This window comes from Chryseobacterium sp. D764, assembly GCF_019317325.1.
Classification (GTDB): domain Bacteria; phylum Bacteroidota; class Bacteroidia; order Flavobacteriales; family Weeksellaceae; genus Chryseobacterium.
Genome location: NZ_CP079219.1, coordinates 3,085,642 through 3,104,871, shown reverse-complemented (window position 1 = coordinate 3,104,871; position 19,230 = coordinate 3,085,642). Strand labels below are relative to the sequence as shown.

Here is a 19,230-nt window from a genome sequence, read left to right as displayed (position 1 = left end):
TTAGAAATTTACGAATAGCAAAATTACATTTTTTTTAAATTAAATGATTTTAAAATCATTATTTATAAGTTAAATTTGCTGTATGAAAAAATATTCTTCTAAGAGAAGTATCCAAATACTTGCACATCTTCTTCAACAGTACGGAATTGCTGATATTGTAATTTCTCCGGGGTCAAGAAATGCTCCTTTGGCCATTCATTTTTCAGAGGTAGATAGTTTCAACTGTTACAGTATTGTAGACGAAAGAAGTGCTGCTTTTGTGGCAATGGGAATGGCGAAAAGCGAAAAGAAGCCGGTAGCAATTACCTGTACCAGTGGATCTGCAGTGGTAAATTACTATCCTGCTGTTACTGAAGCTTTTTATCAGAATATTCCACTTTTGGTACTTACTGCTGACCGACCGACTGATTATGTTGATCTGTTCGATGGGCAGACGATAAGACAGAAGGATGTTTTTCATCAGCATTCTTATGGTGACTTCCAGCTTTTGGAAGACAGCAAAGAACATGCAGAAGATATTAATTTCGATATCATTAAAAAAGCCATTGAACTTTGCTTTGAAAAGCAGGGGCCTGTACATATTAATATTCCATTGGAGGAGCCTTTGTATGAGCTTGTATCAGAACTTCCTACTTTTCCTACGGTAGAAAAAACAATCAAGCATAAAGAGTATGAAATCCCTTCAAATTTAATTGCAGAATGGCACACTTCACAAAGAATTATGCTGTTGGTAGGAACAAGAGATTACAGTCCTGAGTTGGAAAATCAATTGACGCAATTGGTGAAAAACCATTCTGTTATTGTTTTAAGCGAAGCTAATTCTAACCTGCATCATGAGAAGTTTTTCAAACATATAGACCGCTATATATTTAATTTTACAGAAGAAGACTATAAAACCTATGCCCCCGACCTGTTGATTACAGTAGGGCAGAATGTAGTTTCCAAAAAAGTAAAACAGTTCCTGAGAAGTGCCCGTCCTAAGCAGCACTGGCATCTGGATGAAGTATGGCAGCCGGATACTTATTTCTCACTGACAGAAAAAATTGAAGTTAAGCCTGAAGTTTTCTTCTCAAAATTGTTGAAATTTATCAATCTGGAGCCTAGACCTTATTTTAACCTTTGGGACGTTTTAAGGGATAAAAAAGATGCTAAACACGAGCAGTTTTTAAATACGATTGATTTCTCAGATTTTTATTTCTTCAATAAGGCTTCACAGACGATTCCTGAAAATTATAACATCCATTTCAGTAATTCTTCCGGGATCAGATATGCACAGCTGTTTGATTTTGGAAAACGAAAAATGTACTGTAACAGAGGAACAAGTGGTATTGACGGATCTACTTCTACGGCAATGGGGTTTGCTATTAAAAATGAAAACCCTACTTTACTGATCACGGGAGATTTAAGTTTCTTTTATGATATCAATGGACTTTGGAATCAATATATTCCGCCGTTCGTAAGAATTATGATCTTCAATAATGGTGAAGGAAATATCTTTAAAATCATTCCTGGTCCCGGAAATGCCAACCCGAATACATTAGACGAGTTTATTGCCACAAAACACCGTAAAAATGCAGAATCTCTTGCCAAGCACTTTGGGTTCTCCTACATAAAGGTAGAGGATGAAATTACGCTTGACAGAGTTCTTGAGAATTTCTTCAAACCTGACGCACAGCCAAAAATCCTTGAAGTAAATACTCACGGGAAGAATAGCGCAGATGTACTGAAGTCATACTTTGAATTTATGAAATAATCTTAAAGATCAAGATATTCTTCATTCCCCGGCAGATTGATAATTCTGTCGATGGGATAGATGAACATATCATCAAAATCATTCAATGCATTAATGATCTGGAAATGGGTGAATTGCTTTATATTTTGTAAAGTGATCTCCGTTTCTTTGATCTTTTTATGCTTTAAAAGATGTTGTCTTTGTACCCCGTTCAGAAGATAGGTAGCGGGAGTAAACCAGTCTTTCCCTTTTAAAAATAAAAGGTTGGAAAAAGAGGTGTCGGTGATATGATTATTTTTAACGATGATAATTTCTTCTGCTTTGGATTTCATCTTCATTTTATCCAACTCTTTACGGTCTTCAAACTTAAATGAATAATCAAAACTGTTGTTCTCTACCAGCTTGAAATTCTGAATCTCAGGAATAGCATAAGGAATCATCTGTGTCCTGACTCTTTTGTCGAGATCATAAGAAATTCTTAGTTTGAAAAGACCATCCTCGTCATGCTGCAGATTTTTGTAGATCTTGGCCAGATCAATAGAGTCTTCTTTCCCAAAATGGGAAAATGTTTGATTGACACGTTTCTGGTGTAGGTCTAATAGAAAAATCTCCTGATCTTCTACTTTAATGCTTTCAATGAATTGGGACATAGATTTTATTTTTCATTTCCTGATACTCGTCTTCTAATTTACTCATATGCGTTATACCGCCTCCGCTTTTGAAATAGAGTTGATTTCCTTCTTTTTCTATAAAACGGATCATCACACAGCTGTCAACATTTTCGCCGTCAAACCAGCCGCAAACGCCCGTGTAATATCCTCTTTCATACCCTTCCGCATCCAGAATTATTTCCAGCGTTTTAGGCTTGGGAGCTCCTAAAATAGAGCCAGCAGGAAGAAGCTTCTGCATAATACTTCCTACTTTTCCATCAAATTCAGGTTTTATTATTCCTGAAATTTCAGAACTCATTGCATACAGATCCTTTTGCTGGGTTTTGATGAAATCAATATGCTGGAACTGGTCCACGCTTACATCATCAGCCACCATGCTCAGATCATTCCTGAGCAGATCTACTACAGTGTAATGTTCTGCTTTTTCCTTTTTATCATTTTTCAGTATTTCCGCAGCATTTTCAATAGAGGCATCAATAGTACCTTTCATGGGATAGGTTAAAATTTTACCATTAATGATCTTTACAAAAGTTTCAGGAGAAAAAAATACAAAAAAATCTTTATAAAAAACTTTATACTTTGCATTTGAATGATAAAAAATCTCTTTTAAGGTTAAATTTGTCTCTATTTTCGTTTTTCTAGTATAGTTTACTAAATAAGAGTTTCCCAAACGAATATTTTTCTGAACCTTATCAAAGCCGGTTTTAAAGCTTTCCAACGTTTCAGGAAACGACTTCCAGAGTACTTTTTTATCTAGCGTGTGTGTTTCTTTTATGTTTGAAAACTCTTGAAAATCAATAATTAAACCTGATTTTTCAATTTCATGTTGCTGATATATTTCGACATTCTCCGAGAGAAAGTCGATTACGAAAAAATAGGGAACCTTCTGAAGAGAAAGCTCGTCCATTTCCATAAATTTTTGATGATTCATTGAAAACATTCTGCAAAAATAATTATTGATGTTTACTTTTGCATAAATTTTTTATGATGCAGAACAAATATCCTCAGAAACCGGGACTAGATTTTATATTGAAGCAGGCTTTTTTTTATTGGAATAAAACACTGGTCTTTCAGTTGATGTTTTCCATCATCTTTTTTGCAATATTGCTTACCGCTGTTATGCTTTTTGGAGCGAAATATGACGTTTTCTCTTACAATAAAGAATTGGAGGAGGCCTTTTTGCAAGGCACTAAGGTGTATCTGAAAAAAATGGAAGAAATAACAGCTACCGAAAATTATCAGATGTTTACACTGGCCATCTGGGGAACTACAGCGTTTTTGTATCCATTAAATCTTGGGATGTTCCAGATCTTCAGGAAAATTGATCTTAAAGAAAATATTGTGATCGGGGATCTGTTCGCAGGGTACAATGGGCTCAACTTTTTTAAATATGTAGGGTATTTTCTTTTCTGGTTCTTTATTTACAGATTTACAATTCCTACCGTAATACTGGCGGTGGTTTGGGTTGCAGTGACCCTATTTGTAGCGCCGCTCATGTTTTTTACGAATAAAAGGATATTTGAAGCAATTTCTCTGAACTTTAAAGCCCTTAAAATGTATTTTGTGGAAATAATGGTTTGTGTAATTGTTGCTTTTCTATTTAAGTATTTGGGTTTTGCTCTGTTTTTGATAGGAGGACTTTTCACATTCCCGTTTTGGAATGCTATGATATATTCACTTTATAAAACTGTTTTTTCAGAGAAAAGTTAAAATTCATTCGTGTTTGATATGATTTTTTACTAAAAAAAGCTAAATTTGGTAAAATCATTAAATATTTAAACTATGTCTGAATTTAACGAATTTGATCAGCAAGGCTCTGTGCCTAACAGAGATACGGGGTCGATTATTTCTCATGCCTTTGAAATGTATAAAGGTGTTTTCGGTTACGGAATCGTAGCAATGATTATTTATCTGGTTGGAGGATCTGTTATTCAGATGCTTACTGGATTTGACTCTGCTTCTATCGTAGAAGATATGAAATCTTCAGGAGGTGACTTTAATTATTGGAGTGCTCCGGGACTTCCTTTGTATATGGGTGCTTCCAGTCTTTTCGGTCTCTTATTATCTCCTTTGTATGTAGGATTGATCTACATGGTGAATAAATATAATACCAAAAGTCCTATTGAGTTTTCTGATCTATTCATCGGATACCGTCAGAATTTTGTAAATATATTGATCTACAGTCTTCTATCGGGGATTATTTCTTCAGTTGCTCTTGCATTGTGTGTGCTGCCTATTATTTTTGTATATCCTTTCCTTTTATTAGGGTATCCAATTCTGTTATTTGAAAATGCTTCAGCTACAGATGCCTTAGGGAAATCTTTCAATATTGCTAAAGAAAATTATGGGATTTTCTTACTAACCGGATTCTTAGGGTTTCTGATCTCTATTGCAGGGGTTATTCTTTGCGGAATTGGGGTAATCTTAACCGCTCCGTTTATTATGATTGTAATGTACTCTACGTATTGTGCTTTCTTAGGAAAACCAAGACAAATTATGTACAGTAAATAAATATAAAATACATGATGAATAAGGACAAACAAATAAGCAGTGTTGCGATAAAGCAGATGTCGTTGCTGGCCATTATTGTGGTATTGGCAGGGTTGATCTGTTTTAATCTGGCATTGTTTATTCCCTCCGTTTTGGGAGCAATCACCATTTATGTAGTCTGCAGGAAGTATAACTTTTATCTGCAGGAAGAAAAAAAATGGAAACCTTCGCTTGCTGCGTTTGCATTAATGTTTGCGAGTCTTATCGTTCTTATTCTTCCTATCTATTTTATTGCCGATCTGATTATTGATAAGCTGGGAAATGCACAGGCTTATATGGCCAAGTTCAATATTTTCCTGGATAAAATACATTCTTATATTTTCTCTAAAACAGGATTTGATATTCTGAGCAAAGAGAATATGGCAAAACTGAAAGATAATGTAGGGAAGTTTTCTACATCTGCAGTCAGTGGTACTTTCAATACGCTTACCGTAGTGATGTCCATGTATTTTATACTCTATTTTATGTTGGAAAGACCAAGACTCTTCGAAAAGATTCTTACTTCTTCCGCACCATTGAAGAGATCCAACATTGCTTTGATTGGCGATAAAATGAGAAAACTGATTATGGCCAATGCTATCGGAATTCCCGTTGTGGCAGTAGGACAGGGGATCGTAGCGCTTATAGGATATCTTATTTTTGGGGCACCGGGAGCAATACTCCTTTTTGCACTGACGGCAGCAGCTTCAGTAATTCCTGTGGTAGGAACTGCTATTATATATGCTCCGGTGTGTATCTTTATGATTGCTGAAGGAAATACAGTACAGGGAGTCGGCTTAGCAATCTATTGTGTTGTTGTGGTTGGCCTTACAGATAATCTTCTTCGTTTTACCCTTTTGAAAAAACTGGAAAATATCCACCCTTTGAATACTGTATTCGGAATTATCATGGGAATGAATCTTTTTGGCTTCATGGGGCTTATTTTCGGGCCTATTCTGATCTCACTGACACTTCTTCTGGTTCAGGTGTACAGAAATGAATTTTCAGACGAAGATACGCCTCCAGACCTCGAATTACCCAATAAGAATGATCTTGAAGAAAAATTAATTTAATTATATAAAAGCGTGGAAGGAATCAATCCGGAAATATTAAAAGAAATCTGTGTCATGAAAATGCCTTTCGGGAAGTATGAAGGAACGGTCCTGGTAGATCTTCCGGTAAGCTACCTGGAATGGTTCAACAGAAACGGAATGCCAAAGGGAAAACTGGGAATGCAGCTTTCAACAGTTTATGAGATCAAATTAAATGGTCTGATGGATCTTTTGACTCCTATCAGAGCAGCAGTAAGAAACGGATTATAAAAATTAAAATATTTCAATCTCAGAATAAAGCTTCGGCGGCATCAAAGATGCCGCCGAAACTTTTTATAAAACAGTTTTATTTAAGCTTTCAAAGCTGTAATTTCATCTCTCAGTTTGGCTGCTTTTATAAAGTCAAGATTTTTTGCAGCAGCTTCCATTTCTTTCTGCTTCTGCGTAATCATTTTCTCTATATCTTCACTTGCATAGGTTGCTTTTGTTTCGGCAACTTTTTGAAGAATCTCTTTTTGAGTATATTTTTCATCAGGGAAGTCTTTGCTTCTTCCGACAAGATTTTCAGAAATCTTTTTATTTAATGCTTTTGGCTTCAGGCCATGATCATCGTTGTACTGTATTTGTTTAGCACGGCGGTATTCAGTTTCATCCAGGGTAGCCTGCATAGATTTGGTGATTTTGTCAGCATACATAATCGCTTTTCCGTTCACATTCCTTGCAGCACGTCCCACGGTTTGAATCATTGATCTTCTGCTTCTCAGCATTCCTTCTTTATCAGCATCCAGAATAGCAACCAACGAAACCTCCGGTAAATCCAATCCTTCTCGTAATAAGTTAACTCCGATTAGCACATCGAAAAGACCCAGACGTAGATCCTGCATGATCTGAATACGTTCCAGCGTTTCAACATCAGAGTGAATATATCTTGTTCTGATTCCGAATTTAATAAAGTATTTCGTAAGCTCTTCCGCCATTTTCTTCGTTAAAGTGGTTACCAGTACTCTTTCATCAGCATCAGATCTTTTATGGATTTCCTCCATCAAATCATCAATCTGGTTAATAGTAGGTCTTACCTCAATAATCGGGTCAAGAAGTCCAGTTGGGCGAATGATCTGCTCTATATAAGCTCCTCCGGTTCTCTCAAGTTCATAATCTGCAGGAGTTGCAGATACATAGATTACCTGATTCTGAATGGCTTCAAATTCTTCAAACTTTAAAGGTCTGTTATCCATTGCAGCCGGAAGTCTGAAACCATATTCCACTAGTGCTTCTTTTCTGCTTCGGTCACCTCCATACATGGCATGAACCTGTGGAACTGTTACGTGGCTTTCATCAATAACCATTAAAAAGTCTTTAGGAAAATAATCAATCAGACAGAAAGGTCTTGTTCCCGGAAGACGGCCGTCCAGGTATCTCGAATAGTTTTCAATTCCTGAACAATAGCCCAGCTCTTTAATCATTTCAAGATCCAGTTCGGTTCTTTCCTGAAGCCGCTTGGCTTCTAATGGTTTTCCAATAGAGCTAAAGAAATCAACCTGTTTTACCATATCATCCTGAATATCTTTAATGGCACCATTTAAGGTATCCTTCGATGTTACAAAAAGATTGGCAGGGTAAATCTGTATTTGATCAAAATTATCCTCTACATTTCCCGTAACTGGGTCAAAACTTTGAATTTTTTCAATTTCATCCCCAAAAAACTGAATTCTGATCGCATTATCAGTATAAGCAGGGAAAACATCAATTACATCTCCTTTTACACGGAATGTTCCTCGTTGAAATTCATTTAATGTTCTGGCATATAATGCATTGACTAATGAGTGGAGAAGTGCTGTTCTTGTCACTTTTTCACCAATAGTAATGGAAATTAAAGATTTATGAAATTCTGTAGGGTTTCCGATACCATAAATACAGGAAACGGATGCCACAATCAAAACGTCTCTCCTTCCGGAAAGCAGACTGGCTGTTGCAGAAAGACGTAGCTTTTCAACTTCTTCATTGATGCTCAGGTCTTTTTCAATATAAGTTCCTGTTGTGGCAATATAAGCCTCAGGCTGGTAGTAATCATAGTAGCTTACAAAGTATTCCACGGCATTTTCCGGAAAAAACTCTTTAAACTCCATGAAGAGCTGTGCCGCAAGAGTCTTATTGTGTGCCAGAACTAAGGTTGGACGCTGAACATTTTTTACAACATTCGCAACAGTAAAAGTTTTTCCGGAGCCGGTAACCCCGAGAAGTGTTTGATATTTCTCACCGATCTCTATACCTTCAGTAAGTTTTTCAATAGCTTGGGGCTGATCTCCGGTAGGTTTATATTCTGATTGAAGCTTAAAATCCATAGAAAAGAATGTATACAACAAAAATACAAAAGAAATTATTAGACAGGATAATGTTTTGAAGATGAATATTTTGATAATAAAATTTTAACAGTCTCAACAAGAATAATTGAAATAATAAAAAGCGCTAAAAATTAGCGCTTTTTATTATTAAGGTTTGGTAAAAGTCATTGTTGCGGGGATTTTTAATACCGAAGCGATGGCTTTGCCATCTTTTGTAGCGGGTTTCCAGACTGTTTCGCTGCTTATTGCAGTCATCGTTCTAAGGAATTCCTTATTGAAAACATCGTTGTCACCGGAGGCTGTCACATTGGTTGTTTTCCCTGTTTCGTCTATATGAACATACGCAAATGCTTTTATTGTTCCGTTTACTGAGTTCAGAGTATTGAGATCCATGATTTTTCCTATTTTTGTTCTAAGGTCTTTCATCCCATTTGGATATTCAGCACTCACAAAGGTTTTGTCTTCCTGTAAGTTTGTGTTTTTACCTTCGCTGCTCATTATATTGTTTTCTCGTGGCGTTATAGTATCCTGAGTTTTTTTTAGCTCTTGTCTTTTAAAGCCCATCATCATTGAAGATTTTCCCTCTTCTTTAGTTTTTGCAAAATAGGGATGAGTCATTAAGCTAACCTGATAAGGCTGAGGATTTTTTGCTGTTTTTGCATTCGGATAAATTTTGCTGATAGAAACATTTGAAAAATCTGTTTTTTTATAGTTTTTCAAAACGCTGTTTTCAATTTTTTTTGAATCAATCCAGACTGCATACTCATTTTTATTTAAGAATGATTTCAGCTCATTCTCTGTTGGAATTCTTTTTTTCAATTCAGGCAGCGCAAAGAATGTGATTTTCTGTTCATTCTTCTGATTTTCATTAAGTAAAGGATAGAGTTCTGCCAGCCTTTTTTTATCACTTTCAGTAACGTTTTTTGAAAACTCAGCATATTTCCCATGATTCAGCAAATCTGCATACTTAGCTAATATGTCCTTAAATTCCTGGTAAGAATTCTGGCTATTAGCCTGAACAGAAGTTTCTGCTATTTTTTCAGGCATCTGAACATTCGCTGGATTGCCTGCATAAGTTCTTTCAGAAAGTAATACTGCAGCGACGATCAATGTTGTGATTCCAGCTGTTTTCTTTAACAGACTGAATTTCGATTTTTTTGTTTTCATCATAATAAATCTTTTTTTGGTGTTATTAAAATTAAATGAATGAGTAAGAGGAGGATTTTGGCGGCTAAGAATCTCTTCAAGAATAAGGTTTTGGTATTCCTTAATATTATAATTCTTTTTCAGAACCGCTTCATCTGCTAAAAATTCGTGATTCGTGATCACTGCTTTTTTGTATAAGAAAAGAACAGGATTGAACCATGTAAAAATCTTTAAAAGATTCAATATTACTAGATCTATGCTGTGTTTCTGGTCAATATGAGCCTTTTCGTGCAGGAAAATCCTTTGGTCAATGACATTATTTTCCATATAACTTTTCCCCATATATATTGTATTCCAAAAGCTGAAAGGAGAAAGGCTTTCACTCGTTAATAGGATATTGTAATCCTCATAAATTTGTTTTTCTCCCTGAATTCTTCTGACAGCTAAAAGAGCGAAAAGGCTTTTTATCAGTAGAAAAAGTGTGATTACAGCATAAATAGCCCATATAATATTCATCCAGTTGAAACTTTCCAGTTCCGGCTGAATAAAGACCATTTGCTGAGCTGTTTCTTCAATGATCATTTGTGGTTTAGTCTCTGCTTCAGGTCTTTGTATGGTAATGTTGATCAATGGAATTATATAAGAAAGGAGTATAGCACTTAGCAAATACCATCTGTTGAATCTGTACATTCTTTCTTTTTCCAGGAAGAGATAATAAACGGCAATGAAAATAGAAGAACACAGAACTATTTTCAGAATAATAGCTGTCATATCTATTCTTTTATCTGTTCATCTATAATATCGCGGAGTTCTTTCAGCTGCTTTTGGCTGAGCTTGGCATTCGATGTAAAAAAGGATGCAAACTGTGTTACCGAGCTGTTGAAAAAACGATCAATCATGGATGACATTTCCTCCTTGAAATATTCCCCTTTTTCTATTTTCGGATAGTATTCACGGGAATTTCCATACACTTTATAGCCTACAAGTTCTTTGTTCTGCATTCTTTTAAGCAAGGTTGCAATAGTAGTTGCAGCAGGCTTAGGGTCTGGGTAGGCTTCCAGAATATCCTTCATGAAAATCTTTTTCTTCTCCCAAAGGATGTCCATGAGAATTTTTTCAGAATCTGTTAATTTAATCTCTTTCATTCTACAATGTTATAATTTGTTCTACAAATGTAGAATAAAAAATGAAACACACAAACTTTATGGCATTATTTTTCCATTCATTGTACAATCACCAATCATAATATTATGAAAATCAATCAATTTTATATCCCGGCACTGAGTTTTTTTCTTATTTTTTCTTCATGCAAAGAAAATCATGCGATTGCTCAGAAAACCGGAAATGATGGAAGTGTAGAAACAGAGAAGCCTAATTCTGACTACAAACCGGCATTTAAAGGGCAGACAAGAATCAAGGCAGTAAAGAGCACAACGGCCTATAATGTAGAGGTATTGAATAAAGATTTGGGAAGACCGTGGGGGATTATCAATTTACCTGACGGAAAATTTCTGATCACAGACAAAAAAGGTTACATGAATGTTGTTTCAACAGATGGAAAGCAGGTATCAAAAATAGAAGGCTTTCCAAAAGTAGATTCAAAAGGGCAGGGTGGAATGCTTGATGTAGCTCTTGATCCTGATTTTACTACCAACAGTATTATTTATTTCAGTTTTTCGGAACCGTTTGGAAAAGGAAATTTAACTTCTGTAGCGAAAGGTAAGCTGTCTGCAGATCTCAAAAATATCTCAGAAGTAAAAGTTATTTTCCGTGCGGAACCTTCTTATGACGGAGATAAACACTATGGAAGCCGTTTGGCTTTTGATAAAGATGGAAACTTATTTGTCAGTACCGGAGAAAGATCAGATAAAGTAACCCGTGTGTATGCTCAGAAAACGGATAATTATCTTGGGAAAATTCTAAAAATCACAAAAGACGGAAAACCGGCTCCGGGAAATCCTTTTATCGGAAAATCTGGCTATAAACCTGAAATTTATGCTTATGGTGTACGTAATCCGCAGGGAATGGCCATTGATCCTAATGGAAATCTTTGGGATGTGGAGATGGGGCCGAGAGGCGGAGATGAGATCAACCTGATTCAACCCGGAAAAAATTACGGATGGGGAGATGTGACGTATGGAATTGAGTATTCAGGAGACAAAGTAGGACAGGGAATCACTCAAAGAGAAGGTACTGAGCAGCCCGTCTATTACTGGGATCCTGTGATTTCACCAAGCGGAATTACTTTTTATACAGGAAATATCGAGGAATGGAAAGGAAACCTGATTATCGGATGTTTAAGTGGTGAGCATATTGACAGAATTGTAATGAAAGATAATAAAGTAGTGGGTGAAGAACGTCTTCTTGCAGATCAGAAAGAACGTTTCCGGGATGTATTGAATGGAATGGACGGAAATCTTTATGCGGTAACCGACAGTGGTAAATTGTATAAGATTTCAAAAAAATAAATAAAAAAACTCCTGAAAATTTTCAGGAGTTTTTATTTTCAGTTAAAACTTAAAGTTAAGTCTGGCAAAAACCTGTCTTCCGGAAAATCCCATCTGAACAGGGTCAAAAATACCTCCGCCTTCTGTATTTCCCTCGCTTACATGAGTGGTTTGCAGCGTAGGATATCTGTTGAATAGATTTTTACTACCTAGAGTTAGGTTCAGATTCTTACAAAATTCATAACCAAAAGAAAGATCGGTAGTTACTTTGGGATTATATAGTTGTTCTGTACCATCATAACCAATTAGTGTTGCTTTGTCAAATCTTACCAACTGCAGATTCGCATTGAATTTGTTGATCTTATAATTGAGGTTTAAATTAACTTTTGTTTTTGGAGCAGAAGCAAGGATAAAAGCTTTTTCTCTCTTACTCAGGTAAATATCTTCTTTTCCTGCCAGCTGTTCTGAAGTATTCACTTTGGTAATTTCCATATCATTATAGTTTCCGGCTAAGGTAGCAGTCAGTTTCCCGGAACCAAGATTTTCAGTATAACTTAAAATAAGGTCAACCCCTTTTGTGCGGGTATCTATTGCATTGGAAAAGAACTGTACCTGATCAATAAATGGATTATCTGCCTGAACATCTGCAGGCAAGTCTGCCTGTGCGAAATATCCGGTAAGAACGATTCTGTTTTTTACCTGAATATAATATCCATCCACTGTCGCTGTGAATTTTCCTGTATTGAAAGTAAATCCGGCACTTCCGTTCACAGAGGTTTCCTGCTTCAATTGAGGAATTCCAAGACTGCTTGCAATTTTACTATCGTTAGAAGCTAGCTGAATAGTAACCAACTGCCCACCCTGAAAATTGGTAAACTGCTGGCTGTAGTATTTCTGAGCCAGAGAAGGTGCCCTGAACCCGGTGGAAACGGAACCACGAAAAGCGAACTGCGGTGTGATCGCATATCTTGTCGCAAATTTTCCATTCAGGGTACTTCCGAAATCATTATAATTTTCAAATCTTCCGGCAACACTTATCATCCAGTTTTTTGTAACATCCAACTCGGTGTCTACATAGGCGGCAAAGTTATTTCTGCTTTTGCCAATATCTGTTGAATATCCCGGGAATCCCTGAGAACCGCCTGGTCTTACATTACCGCTTAAAGGGTTGGTAACAAGAAGGTTTGGAGGAGTACTGGCGGTCACAGGATTTCCATTGACATCATACATGGCATAAGAAGCTTCTTCTCCTTTGATGATATCAAATTTCTCATACCTGAATTCCGACCCGAAAGCAACGTTTAGCCCTTCCAGCACTTTGAACTGTTTCACTGCATTAAAGCCGGTTGTATTCTGTAATAATGAATGTCCTCCGGCATTAAAACTTGTAGGTGATTTGATGCCCAGAGTAGCATTAATCGTATTGTCAATCTGATAGGTAAATCTGTTGTTGCCAAAAGCATTATAAAAATCTACGTCCCAGTCAGCAACCTTAAATTTCAGACCGTTATCAAACGTAAAATCTGTAATACTTGTATTTTCAATCGGATTAAATCCTGTAGGGTAAACTTCGGGAATATTTCCGTCTGCATCTGCTGATCTGGTCCATGCGTAAGCTTTGGTATTTCTATGGGAAAAGCCCTGACGGGAATAGAATTTCAGACCATCAGATAAAGGAAGCTCAATATTTCCGAAAAAGTAAATGTTTTGAGCTTTTGCATCCCCGAAACGCTGCCTTGGTGCAGTATACACATCAGGATTTGCATTTCGTATCGCATAATCTTTGTTCATAAACTCTACTGTAAAGTTTCCAAAACCTCCTTTTGAACCTATTTTAGTTCCTAAATTTCCACTGAAATCAACGGTTGTTCCGTCTATTTTATGATCAGAAACGACATCATTATTTCCGGGACTTTTAAAAAGGTTCATTCCTGTGAATAGATTTCCCTCAAAACCTTTATCACGATCATTCAAAATAACATTGATTACCCCTGCGATAGCATCTGAGCCATATTGAGCTGAAGCTCCGTCACGAAGGACCTCCACTCTTTTTATGGAACCAATGGGAATGGTATTCATATCGTATCCCGTATTTCCTCTTCCTTTAGTTCCGAAAAGATTGATCAGTGAAGACTGGTGATATCTTTTTCCATTTAACAAGAGTAGGGTTTGATCTGGGCCTAAGCCTCTTAAAGTGGCAGGATCTACTGCATCAGCTCCATCAGACCCTGATTGTTTGTTGGAATTGAAAGAAGGTGCAGAGAACTGTAAAAGCTGGTTGATTTCTACTTGCCCAGTTGACTGGCTTACCTGTTTGATGTCGATGATATCAATAGGAACGGGTGTATTTACTACAGTTCTTTTTTTATTCCGGCTTCCGGTAATAGCGACTTCGTCTATCTTAGATTCTTTCAGGGTATCCTTTATTTGCTGGGCATAGGATAGGGTGGAAACTCCAAGAAAAATAATGCTGATGTATTTTATTTTCATATAGATAATTTTGAGTGGTGATTTAATCAAAATTATCAATATTTATTTTTAAATCCATACTAAAATTAAATATTTAGTATGGATATCTTAATTTAATAGAGATTAGCGTTAATTTAAGAAAAATAATAACTTATTATTTGAATTTAATGAAAAATTTTAATGTTAAAAGCTGGTAATGATTCTGTTAATTCCTTCTTCTAAAATTTCCTGTGAGGTGGAAAAGCAAATTCTGATATGTCCTTCCGCTCCTTTTCCGAACCATCTTTCTGATCCTGGAACAATGGCAACTTTCCCCTGTTTTAAAACATGTTGGGCAAATTGATCACTGGACATTCCGTTTTCAATCTTTGGAAAGAGTACGAAAGTAGCCTCAGGGAGATTGGGGTTTAGAATTTCTGAGCGGCTTAATAATGTAAACGCAAGATTCCTGTTACTCTGTAAATGAGCTAAAAATTCCTCATACCAAGGTTTTGCTTTCTCCAAAGCTACGCTTCCGGCAATCTGTGACAAAGTAGAAACACCTTCTATCGTTGAATTGAAATTGGATTTCTCTGTAAAATCCTCAAGGATATCCTGATCATGACACAAGACAGCCCCGATTCTCAATCCTGCTATTCCAAATGATTTTGAAAACCCATACACGGTAAAGCTTTTTCTCTTTGCTTTTTCAGAAACAGAAGAATAGGTATGAAAATCTTTGTTGTCATAAATAATATCACTCCAGATTTCATCGCTCATCACCCAAAGATCATGAGCTGAAGCGATCTCTGCTATTTTTATTAAGACTTCTTTAGAATAAACCCTTCCCAGGGGATTGTGTGGATTGCAAATGCTGATAAGTTTGGTTTTGGAACCAATTAAAGAGACCAGTTTTTCAAAGTCAATGTCTCCGGTTATTGTATTTACAGGACAAAGCATCACTTTTCCACCTGCTGTTTCTACTGATTTTTTGAAAAGAAAATCTACAGGATCCAGAATAATGGCTTCATCTCCCGGATTCAGAACATAAGAAGCAATCAGGAACATTCCCTGAGCAGCACTGTTGACAGCCAGAACATTTTCAGGAGAAAAAGTTCCGTGTTTCTCTTTGTTGAAATGGTCTGCAACACTTTTTTTGAATTCCGGAAGACCAGAAAACGGTCCGTAGCTTAGATAGCCGTCTTTTAGGTATTCAATAATTCCCTGTTCTATTTCAGGAGCTGTCCTGAAGTCCGGATCAGCAGCGGTAAGGGGAATAATTCCTTCTTCCAGGGTTGCCCATCTTCCGTTATAAGCCTTTCTTTTCAAAGCTTCAAAATTGATATCATTATTGCTGAACATAGTTATTTATAAGATATGGGTAAAATATTTTCTGATTGTTGACTGAGTGGCAAGAGGAACTGATTGAGCAATGTTCTTCCGTTGTTGATATGAACCTCAATTTCAGGCTTCCTTTTTTCTTCATATTTTCTGAAGGCTTTCTTTATGTTTTTATCTTCAACTAAATGTTTCGTTAATGTAAAAGAATCTTTTAGTGCAGAGGTTACTCCCTGGCTTGTAAAAGGAATCAGCGGATGGGCTGCATCTCCTATGAATACAATATTATCTTTATAAAACGGATTGAGCTTTTCCAACTCATACACACACCATAAATGTACGTTTTTATAGTCTGATTTCTGTATAATTGACGGGACTAAAGGATGCCAGTTTTGAAAAACTTCAAGCATATATTTCCTTAGATTCTCTGGTGAACACTCATTGATCGTGTATTTCTCATTATCAAACTGTGAATACCAAAGAATAGTATCAGTAGAAAGTTTAAGGATTCCAAATGTAAGGCCTCCTTCTTCATGATGGAATTTTATAAAGTCATTTTCAATAGAATCCGCAATTTCCTTATCCTGAATAATATTGACTACTTCACTTTCTCTTACCGCTTTCAGTGTTTCACTTTTGAAGAGACTTCTTCTGATGCGGCTTTTTGAGCCATCAGAAACAATAGCAACATCCGCGTCAATATCAGTGCCATCCGAAAGTTTCAATTTTCCATTGCGTCTATCATCCGGGGTGATCGTTTGTTCATAGGTTATTTTTTCTGGGGAGATGTTTTGTACCAGCAGATCAATTAATGAATGTCTTGAAATGGCGAAGACATTGTTCAGCTCCTTTTCTGCCAGCATCTTTCCTGTATGGGAGTACTGTATGTATTTTTTTAGAAAATTTCCATGCTGAAGAAGAAGACCAGGATCGAGAATCTGATAAAGGTATTCCATCCCTTCCTGTGGAATGAGAAAGCCATGACCTGCCAGATCTTTCTTTTTTCTTCTTTCGTAAATGTGGTAATCAATCTTGTGCTTTTCTAAGTAATTCGCCATGCTTAAACCGGAAATACCGGCACCCACGACAGCAATTTTCTTCATTTTTTTCGGAATAACGGATTTTTCAGGTTGGTTCTCAAGTATTTTTACATCTGTTTCATCAGATGGATACAAAATTAAAATTAAAAACATTCACTATTTCAAAAAATGGATTAATTTGATTTCGTTTTCTTAAAAATAGAATGAAAAGAATAATATGTTATATGTAATAAAGAAATATGCTTGATTTATATTTATTTTTAAAATGCAGTATCTGCTTGATTTTGAATTTGTTATTAGTGTGTGTTTTGGAATATAAAAAACAATATTGTCTTAGTGTTGGAGGATTTTGAACTTTAAAGCATAAAAAAACCGGAAAAAATTCCGGTTTTATGATTAAGCTTTTTCAAGCTGAACAGTAAAGTGTCTTAAGATTTCCGGCTCCCAGGTGATCTTGTACCCTTTTGCTATTTCTTCACGTCTTTCATAAACGTTCTTGATAGCGGCAGCAATATAATCCATATGGTTATTGGTATAGGTTCTTCTAGGAATTGCCAGACGTACCAATTCTAATTTCGGATAACGGTTTTCTCTTGTTGCAGGATCTCTGTCTGCCAGTAGTGTTCCTATTTCTACGGTTCTGATCCCTGCTTCTTTATAAATTTCAAGACCTAATGTCTGTGCCGGATATTCTTCACGGGAAACATTGGGAAGGAAGTTTAGAGAATCAATGAATACAGCATGTCCTCCGATTGGTTTCTGAACCGGGATTCCATATTCAATCAGCTTATTGCCTAAATATTCAACCTGAGAAATTCTGCTTTCAAGATAAGCAAACTCAGTAGCTTCATCAAGACCTACAGCTAATGCTGCCATATCTCTTCCGGCCATTCCACCGTAAGTAATAAAGCCTTCGTAAATAATTGTAAAGTTGGAAGCTTTTCTGAAAACCTCTTCATTATTCAAAGCAATAAATCCTCCGATATTTACTAAACCGTCTTTTTTAGAACTCATTGTCATCCCGTCTCCGTAAGAGAAAATTTCCTTGCAGATTTCTTTGATGCTTCTGTTTTCCTGTCCTGCTTCTCTTTTTTTGATGAAGTAAGCATTCTCAGCAAATCTCGCTGAATCAAAGAATACGGGGATTCCATATTGGTCAGAAAGTGCTTTTACAGCCTTCATGTTTTCTAATGATACGGGCTGCCCTCCTGAAGAGTTACACGTAATGGTAATTAAGCAGAAAGGGATGTTTTCTTTAGGGTGGCTTTTATAAACTTCTTCCAGTTTTTCAAGGTTGATATTTCCTTTGAAGGGGTGAAGGTCATTAATGTCAAAAGCTTCATCAATTGTACAGTCGATGGCATGTGCTTTTCTGATCTCGATATGTCCTTTTGTGGTATCAAAATGTGAGTTTCCCGGAACTACATCTCCTTCTTTTACCAATACTGAAAAAAGAACGTTTTCAGCAGCTCTTCCCTGGTGTGTAGGTAATAAATATTTGAATCCTGTAATTTTTTCAACAGTTTTCTGTAATTGTTCAAAAGAACGGGATCCTGCGTAGCTTTCATCTCCGGTCATCAAAGCAGACCATTGTTTATCAGACATTGCTCCGGTTCCTGAATCGGTAAGCAGGTCAATATAAACATGTGAAGATCTTAAATTGAAAAGGTTATAATTAGCTTCTTTAAGCCATTGCTCTCTTTCTTCTCTGGTGGATTGATAGATTTCTTCCACCATTTTAATGCGGAAAGGTTCCGCGTACGGTAAATTCATGAGTTAAATTATGTTTTAAATTGTTTGTAAAGAAAATGTGTTTGAAAATAATTTTCAAAATTCATCAATGTATAAATAAGGCTTGGGAAGTATTATTCCGGAGCTTTAAATATGTTTTCATCAGAATGGAATCCGGCTACACCGCCGCTCACTGCAAACTTCATTGCAGAAGCTGCTGTCATTCCCACTACAGGTTTGATGTTTTTTTCTTCAGTAACAATTACCCAGCCCGAGATGGCGTACGAGTGGGGAAGATATACCGCAACGTAATTATGCTTGTCAACGTCCGACATTTCTTTTTGAGTTAAAAAACCAATTCTCCAGATCTCCGGATTTTCATTGGTTTTTACCCATACAGGATCGTTGAATTTTTTCTTATCACCTACAAATGAAGACATCACGTCTTTTGTGGGAGTGTAAATATGTTTTACTCCCGGAGTTTTCTCCAGTAAACTGTCCATAGTATCGAAAAAGAATCTTCCGACCACGAATTTATTTCCCAGATATCCTAAAATAGCTGTAAACAGAATAATGGATACGAATACAAGCCCTGGAATCTGCTTGGCCAGCGAAGGAACAAGATTGTCAATGGCGCTTACAATATACCAGATTACAAAAATGGTAAGCCCGATAGGGCCAATGATAACGAGTCCCTGAAAAAAGTTTTTCAGAAATAGATTGGCAATATTTTCAAAGCTTGGCTTCTTCAATG

Annotated in this window: 16 protein-coding genes; 6 read left to right on the top strand and 10 right to left on the bottom strand. The window is 36.4% G+C overall.

All coding sequences use genetic code 11. The features are described 5' to 3' along the window. The first annotated feature begins 82 nt into the window (after window positions 1-82). A complete protein-coding gene (gene menD / locus KYG33_RS14040) occupies window positions 83-1,753 on the top strand; it encodes a 2-succinyl-5-enolpyruvyl-6-hydroxy-3-cyclohexene-1-carboxylic-acid synthase (protein WP_180564820.1) in 1,671 nt (556 codons plus the stop codon). Between the two features lie 2 nt (window positions 1,754-1,755). Here the strand turns inward: menD and KYG33_RS14035 are convergent, their stop codons facing one another. Both KYG33_RS14035 and KYG33_RS14030 read right to left on the bottom strand, forming a co-directional pair. Then, window positions 1,756-2,382 (bottom strand): aminotransferase class IV, encoded by a 627-nt coding sequence (locus KYG33_RS14035; RefSeq protein ID WP_077419385.1) that lies wholly within the window; start codon window positions 2,380-2,382, stop codon window positions 1,756-1,758. Beyond that, window positions 2,366-3,343, bottom strand: coding sequence for an aminodeoxychorismate synthase component I (locus KYG33_RS14030; RefSeq protein WP_077419386.1), 978 nt, complete (start codon window positions 3,341-3,343; stop codon window positions 2,366-2,368). The genes KYG33_RS14035 and KYG33_RS14030 overlap by 17 nt, the downstream gene beginning before the upstream one ends. A 47-nt stretch (window positions 3,344-3,390) precedes the next feature. Between KYG33_RS14030 and KYG33_RS14025 the strand changes: the two genes are divergently transcribed. From KYG33_RS14025 to KYG33_RS14010, 4 genes are all read left to right on the top strand, one after another. After that, window positions 3,391-4,113: a hypothetical protein gene (locus KYG33_RS14025; RefSeq protein WP_232539029.1), complete on the top strand. Its 723-nt coding sequence runs from the start codon at window positions 3,391-3,393 to the stop codon at window positions 4,111-4,113. 72 nt (window positions 4,114-4,185) lie between these two features. Further along, window positions 4,186-4,914, top strand: coding sequence for a beta-carotene 15,15'-monooxygenase (locus KYG33_RS14020; RefSeq protein WP_047381924.1), 729 nt, complete (start codon window positions 4,186-4,188; stop codon window positions 4,912-4,914). 11 nt (window positions 4,915-4,925) lie between these two features. Next, window positions 4,926-6,005, top strand: a complete 1,080-nt coding sequence (locus KYG33_RS14015) for an AI-2E family transporter (protein ID WP_077419388.1) — start codon at window positions 4,926-4,928, stop codon at window positions 6,003-6,005. A gap of 21 nt (window positions 6,006-6,026) precedes the next feature. After that, window positions 6,027-6,254, top strand: a complete 228-nt coding sequence (locus KYG33_RS14010; RefSeq protein WP_077419572.1) for a DUF3820 family protein — start codon at window positions 6,027-6,029, stop codon at window positions 6,252-6,254. A gap of 80 nt (window positions 6,255-6,334) precedes the next feature. On the opposite strand, the gene uvrB is transcribed toward KYG33_RS14010, so the two are convergent. From uvrB to KYG33_RS13995, 3 genes are all read right to left on the bottom strand, one after another. Further along, window positions 6,335-8,326 carry an excinuclease ABC subunit UvrB gene (gene uvrB / locus KYG33_RS14005; RefSeq protein WP_219071938.1) on the bottom strand — a complete coding sequence of 664 codons (1,992 nt, stop codon included), beginning with the start codon at window positions 8,324-8,326 and terminating at the stop codon, window positions 6,335-6,337. A gap of 147 nt (window positions 8,327-8,473) precedes the next feature. Beyond that, a complete protein-coding gene (locus tag KYG33_RS14000) occupies window positions 8,474-10,243 on the bottom strand; it encodes a M56 family metallopeptidase (protein WP_219071937.1) in 1,770 nt (589 codons plus the stop codon). Between the two features lie 2 nt (window positions 10,244-10,245). Then, window positions 10,246-10,617: a BlaI/MecI/CopY family transcriptional regulator gene (locus KYG33_RS13995; protein ID WP_077419391.1), complete on the bottom strand. Its 372-nt coding sequence runs from the start codon at window positions 10,615-10,617 to the stop codon at window positions 10,246-10,248. Between the two features lie 105 nt (window positions 10,618-10,722). Between KYG33_RS13995 and KYG33_RS13990 the strand changes: the two genes are divergently transcribed. Beyond that, window positions 10,723-11,940, top strand: coding sequence for a PQQ-dependent sugar dehydrogenase (locus tag KYG33_RS13990; RefSeq protein ID WP_219071936.1), 1,218 nt, complete (start codon window positions 10,723-10,725; stop codon window positions 11,938-11,940). 42 nt (window positions 11,941-11,982) lie between these two features. On the opposite strand, the gene KYG33_RS13985 is transcribed toward KYG33_RS13990, so the two are convergent. From KYG33_RS13985 to KYG33_RS13965, 5 genes are all read right to left on the bottom strand, one after another. Continuing rightward, entirely contained in the window at window positions 11,983-14,409 is a 2,427-nt protein-coding gene (locus tag KYG33_RS13985; RefSeq protein WP_219071935.1) for a TonB-dependent receptor plug domain-containing protein, read from the bottom strand. A 162-nt stretch (window positions 14,410-14,571) separates the two neighbouring features. Continuing rightward, window positions 14,572-15,729, bottom strand: a complete 1,158-nt coding sequence (locus KYG33_RS13980) for a pyridoxal phosphate-dependent aminotransferase (RefSeq protein WP_077419394.1) — start codon at window positions 15,727-15,729, stop codon at window positions 14,572-14,574. A gap of 2 nt (window positions 15,730-15,731) precedes the next feature. Further along, complete coding sequence (locus KYG33_RS13975; RefSeq protein ID WP_219071934.1) at window positions 15,732-16,808, bottom strand: FAD-dependent monooxygenase; 1,077 nt, start codon at window positions 16,806-16,808, stop codon at window positions 15,732-15,734. Between the two features lie 333 nt (window positions 16,809-17,141). Then, window positions 17,142-18,518 carry a tryptophanase gene (locus tag KYG33_RS13970; protein WP_047377239.1) on the bottom strand — a complete coding sequence of 459 codons (1,377 nt, stop codon included), beginning with the start codon at window positions 18,516-18,518 and terminating at the stop codon, window positions 17,142-17,144. Window positions 18,519-18,610: 92 nt separating this feature from the next. Beyond that, on the bottom strand, window positions 18,611-19,228 hold the full coding sequence (locus tag KYG33_RS13965) for a DUF502 domain-containing protein (RefSeq protein ID WP_047377240.1): 618 nt from the start codon (window positions 19,226-19,228) through the stop codon (window positions 18,611-18,613). Between the last annotated feature and the right edge of the window lie 2 nt (window positions 19,229-19,230).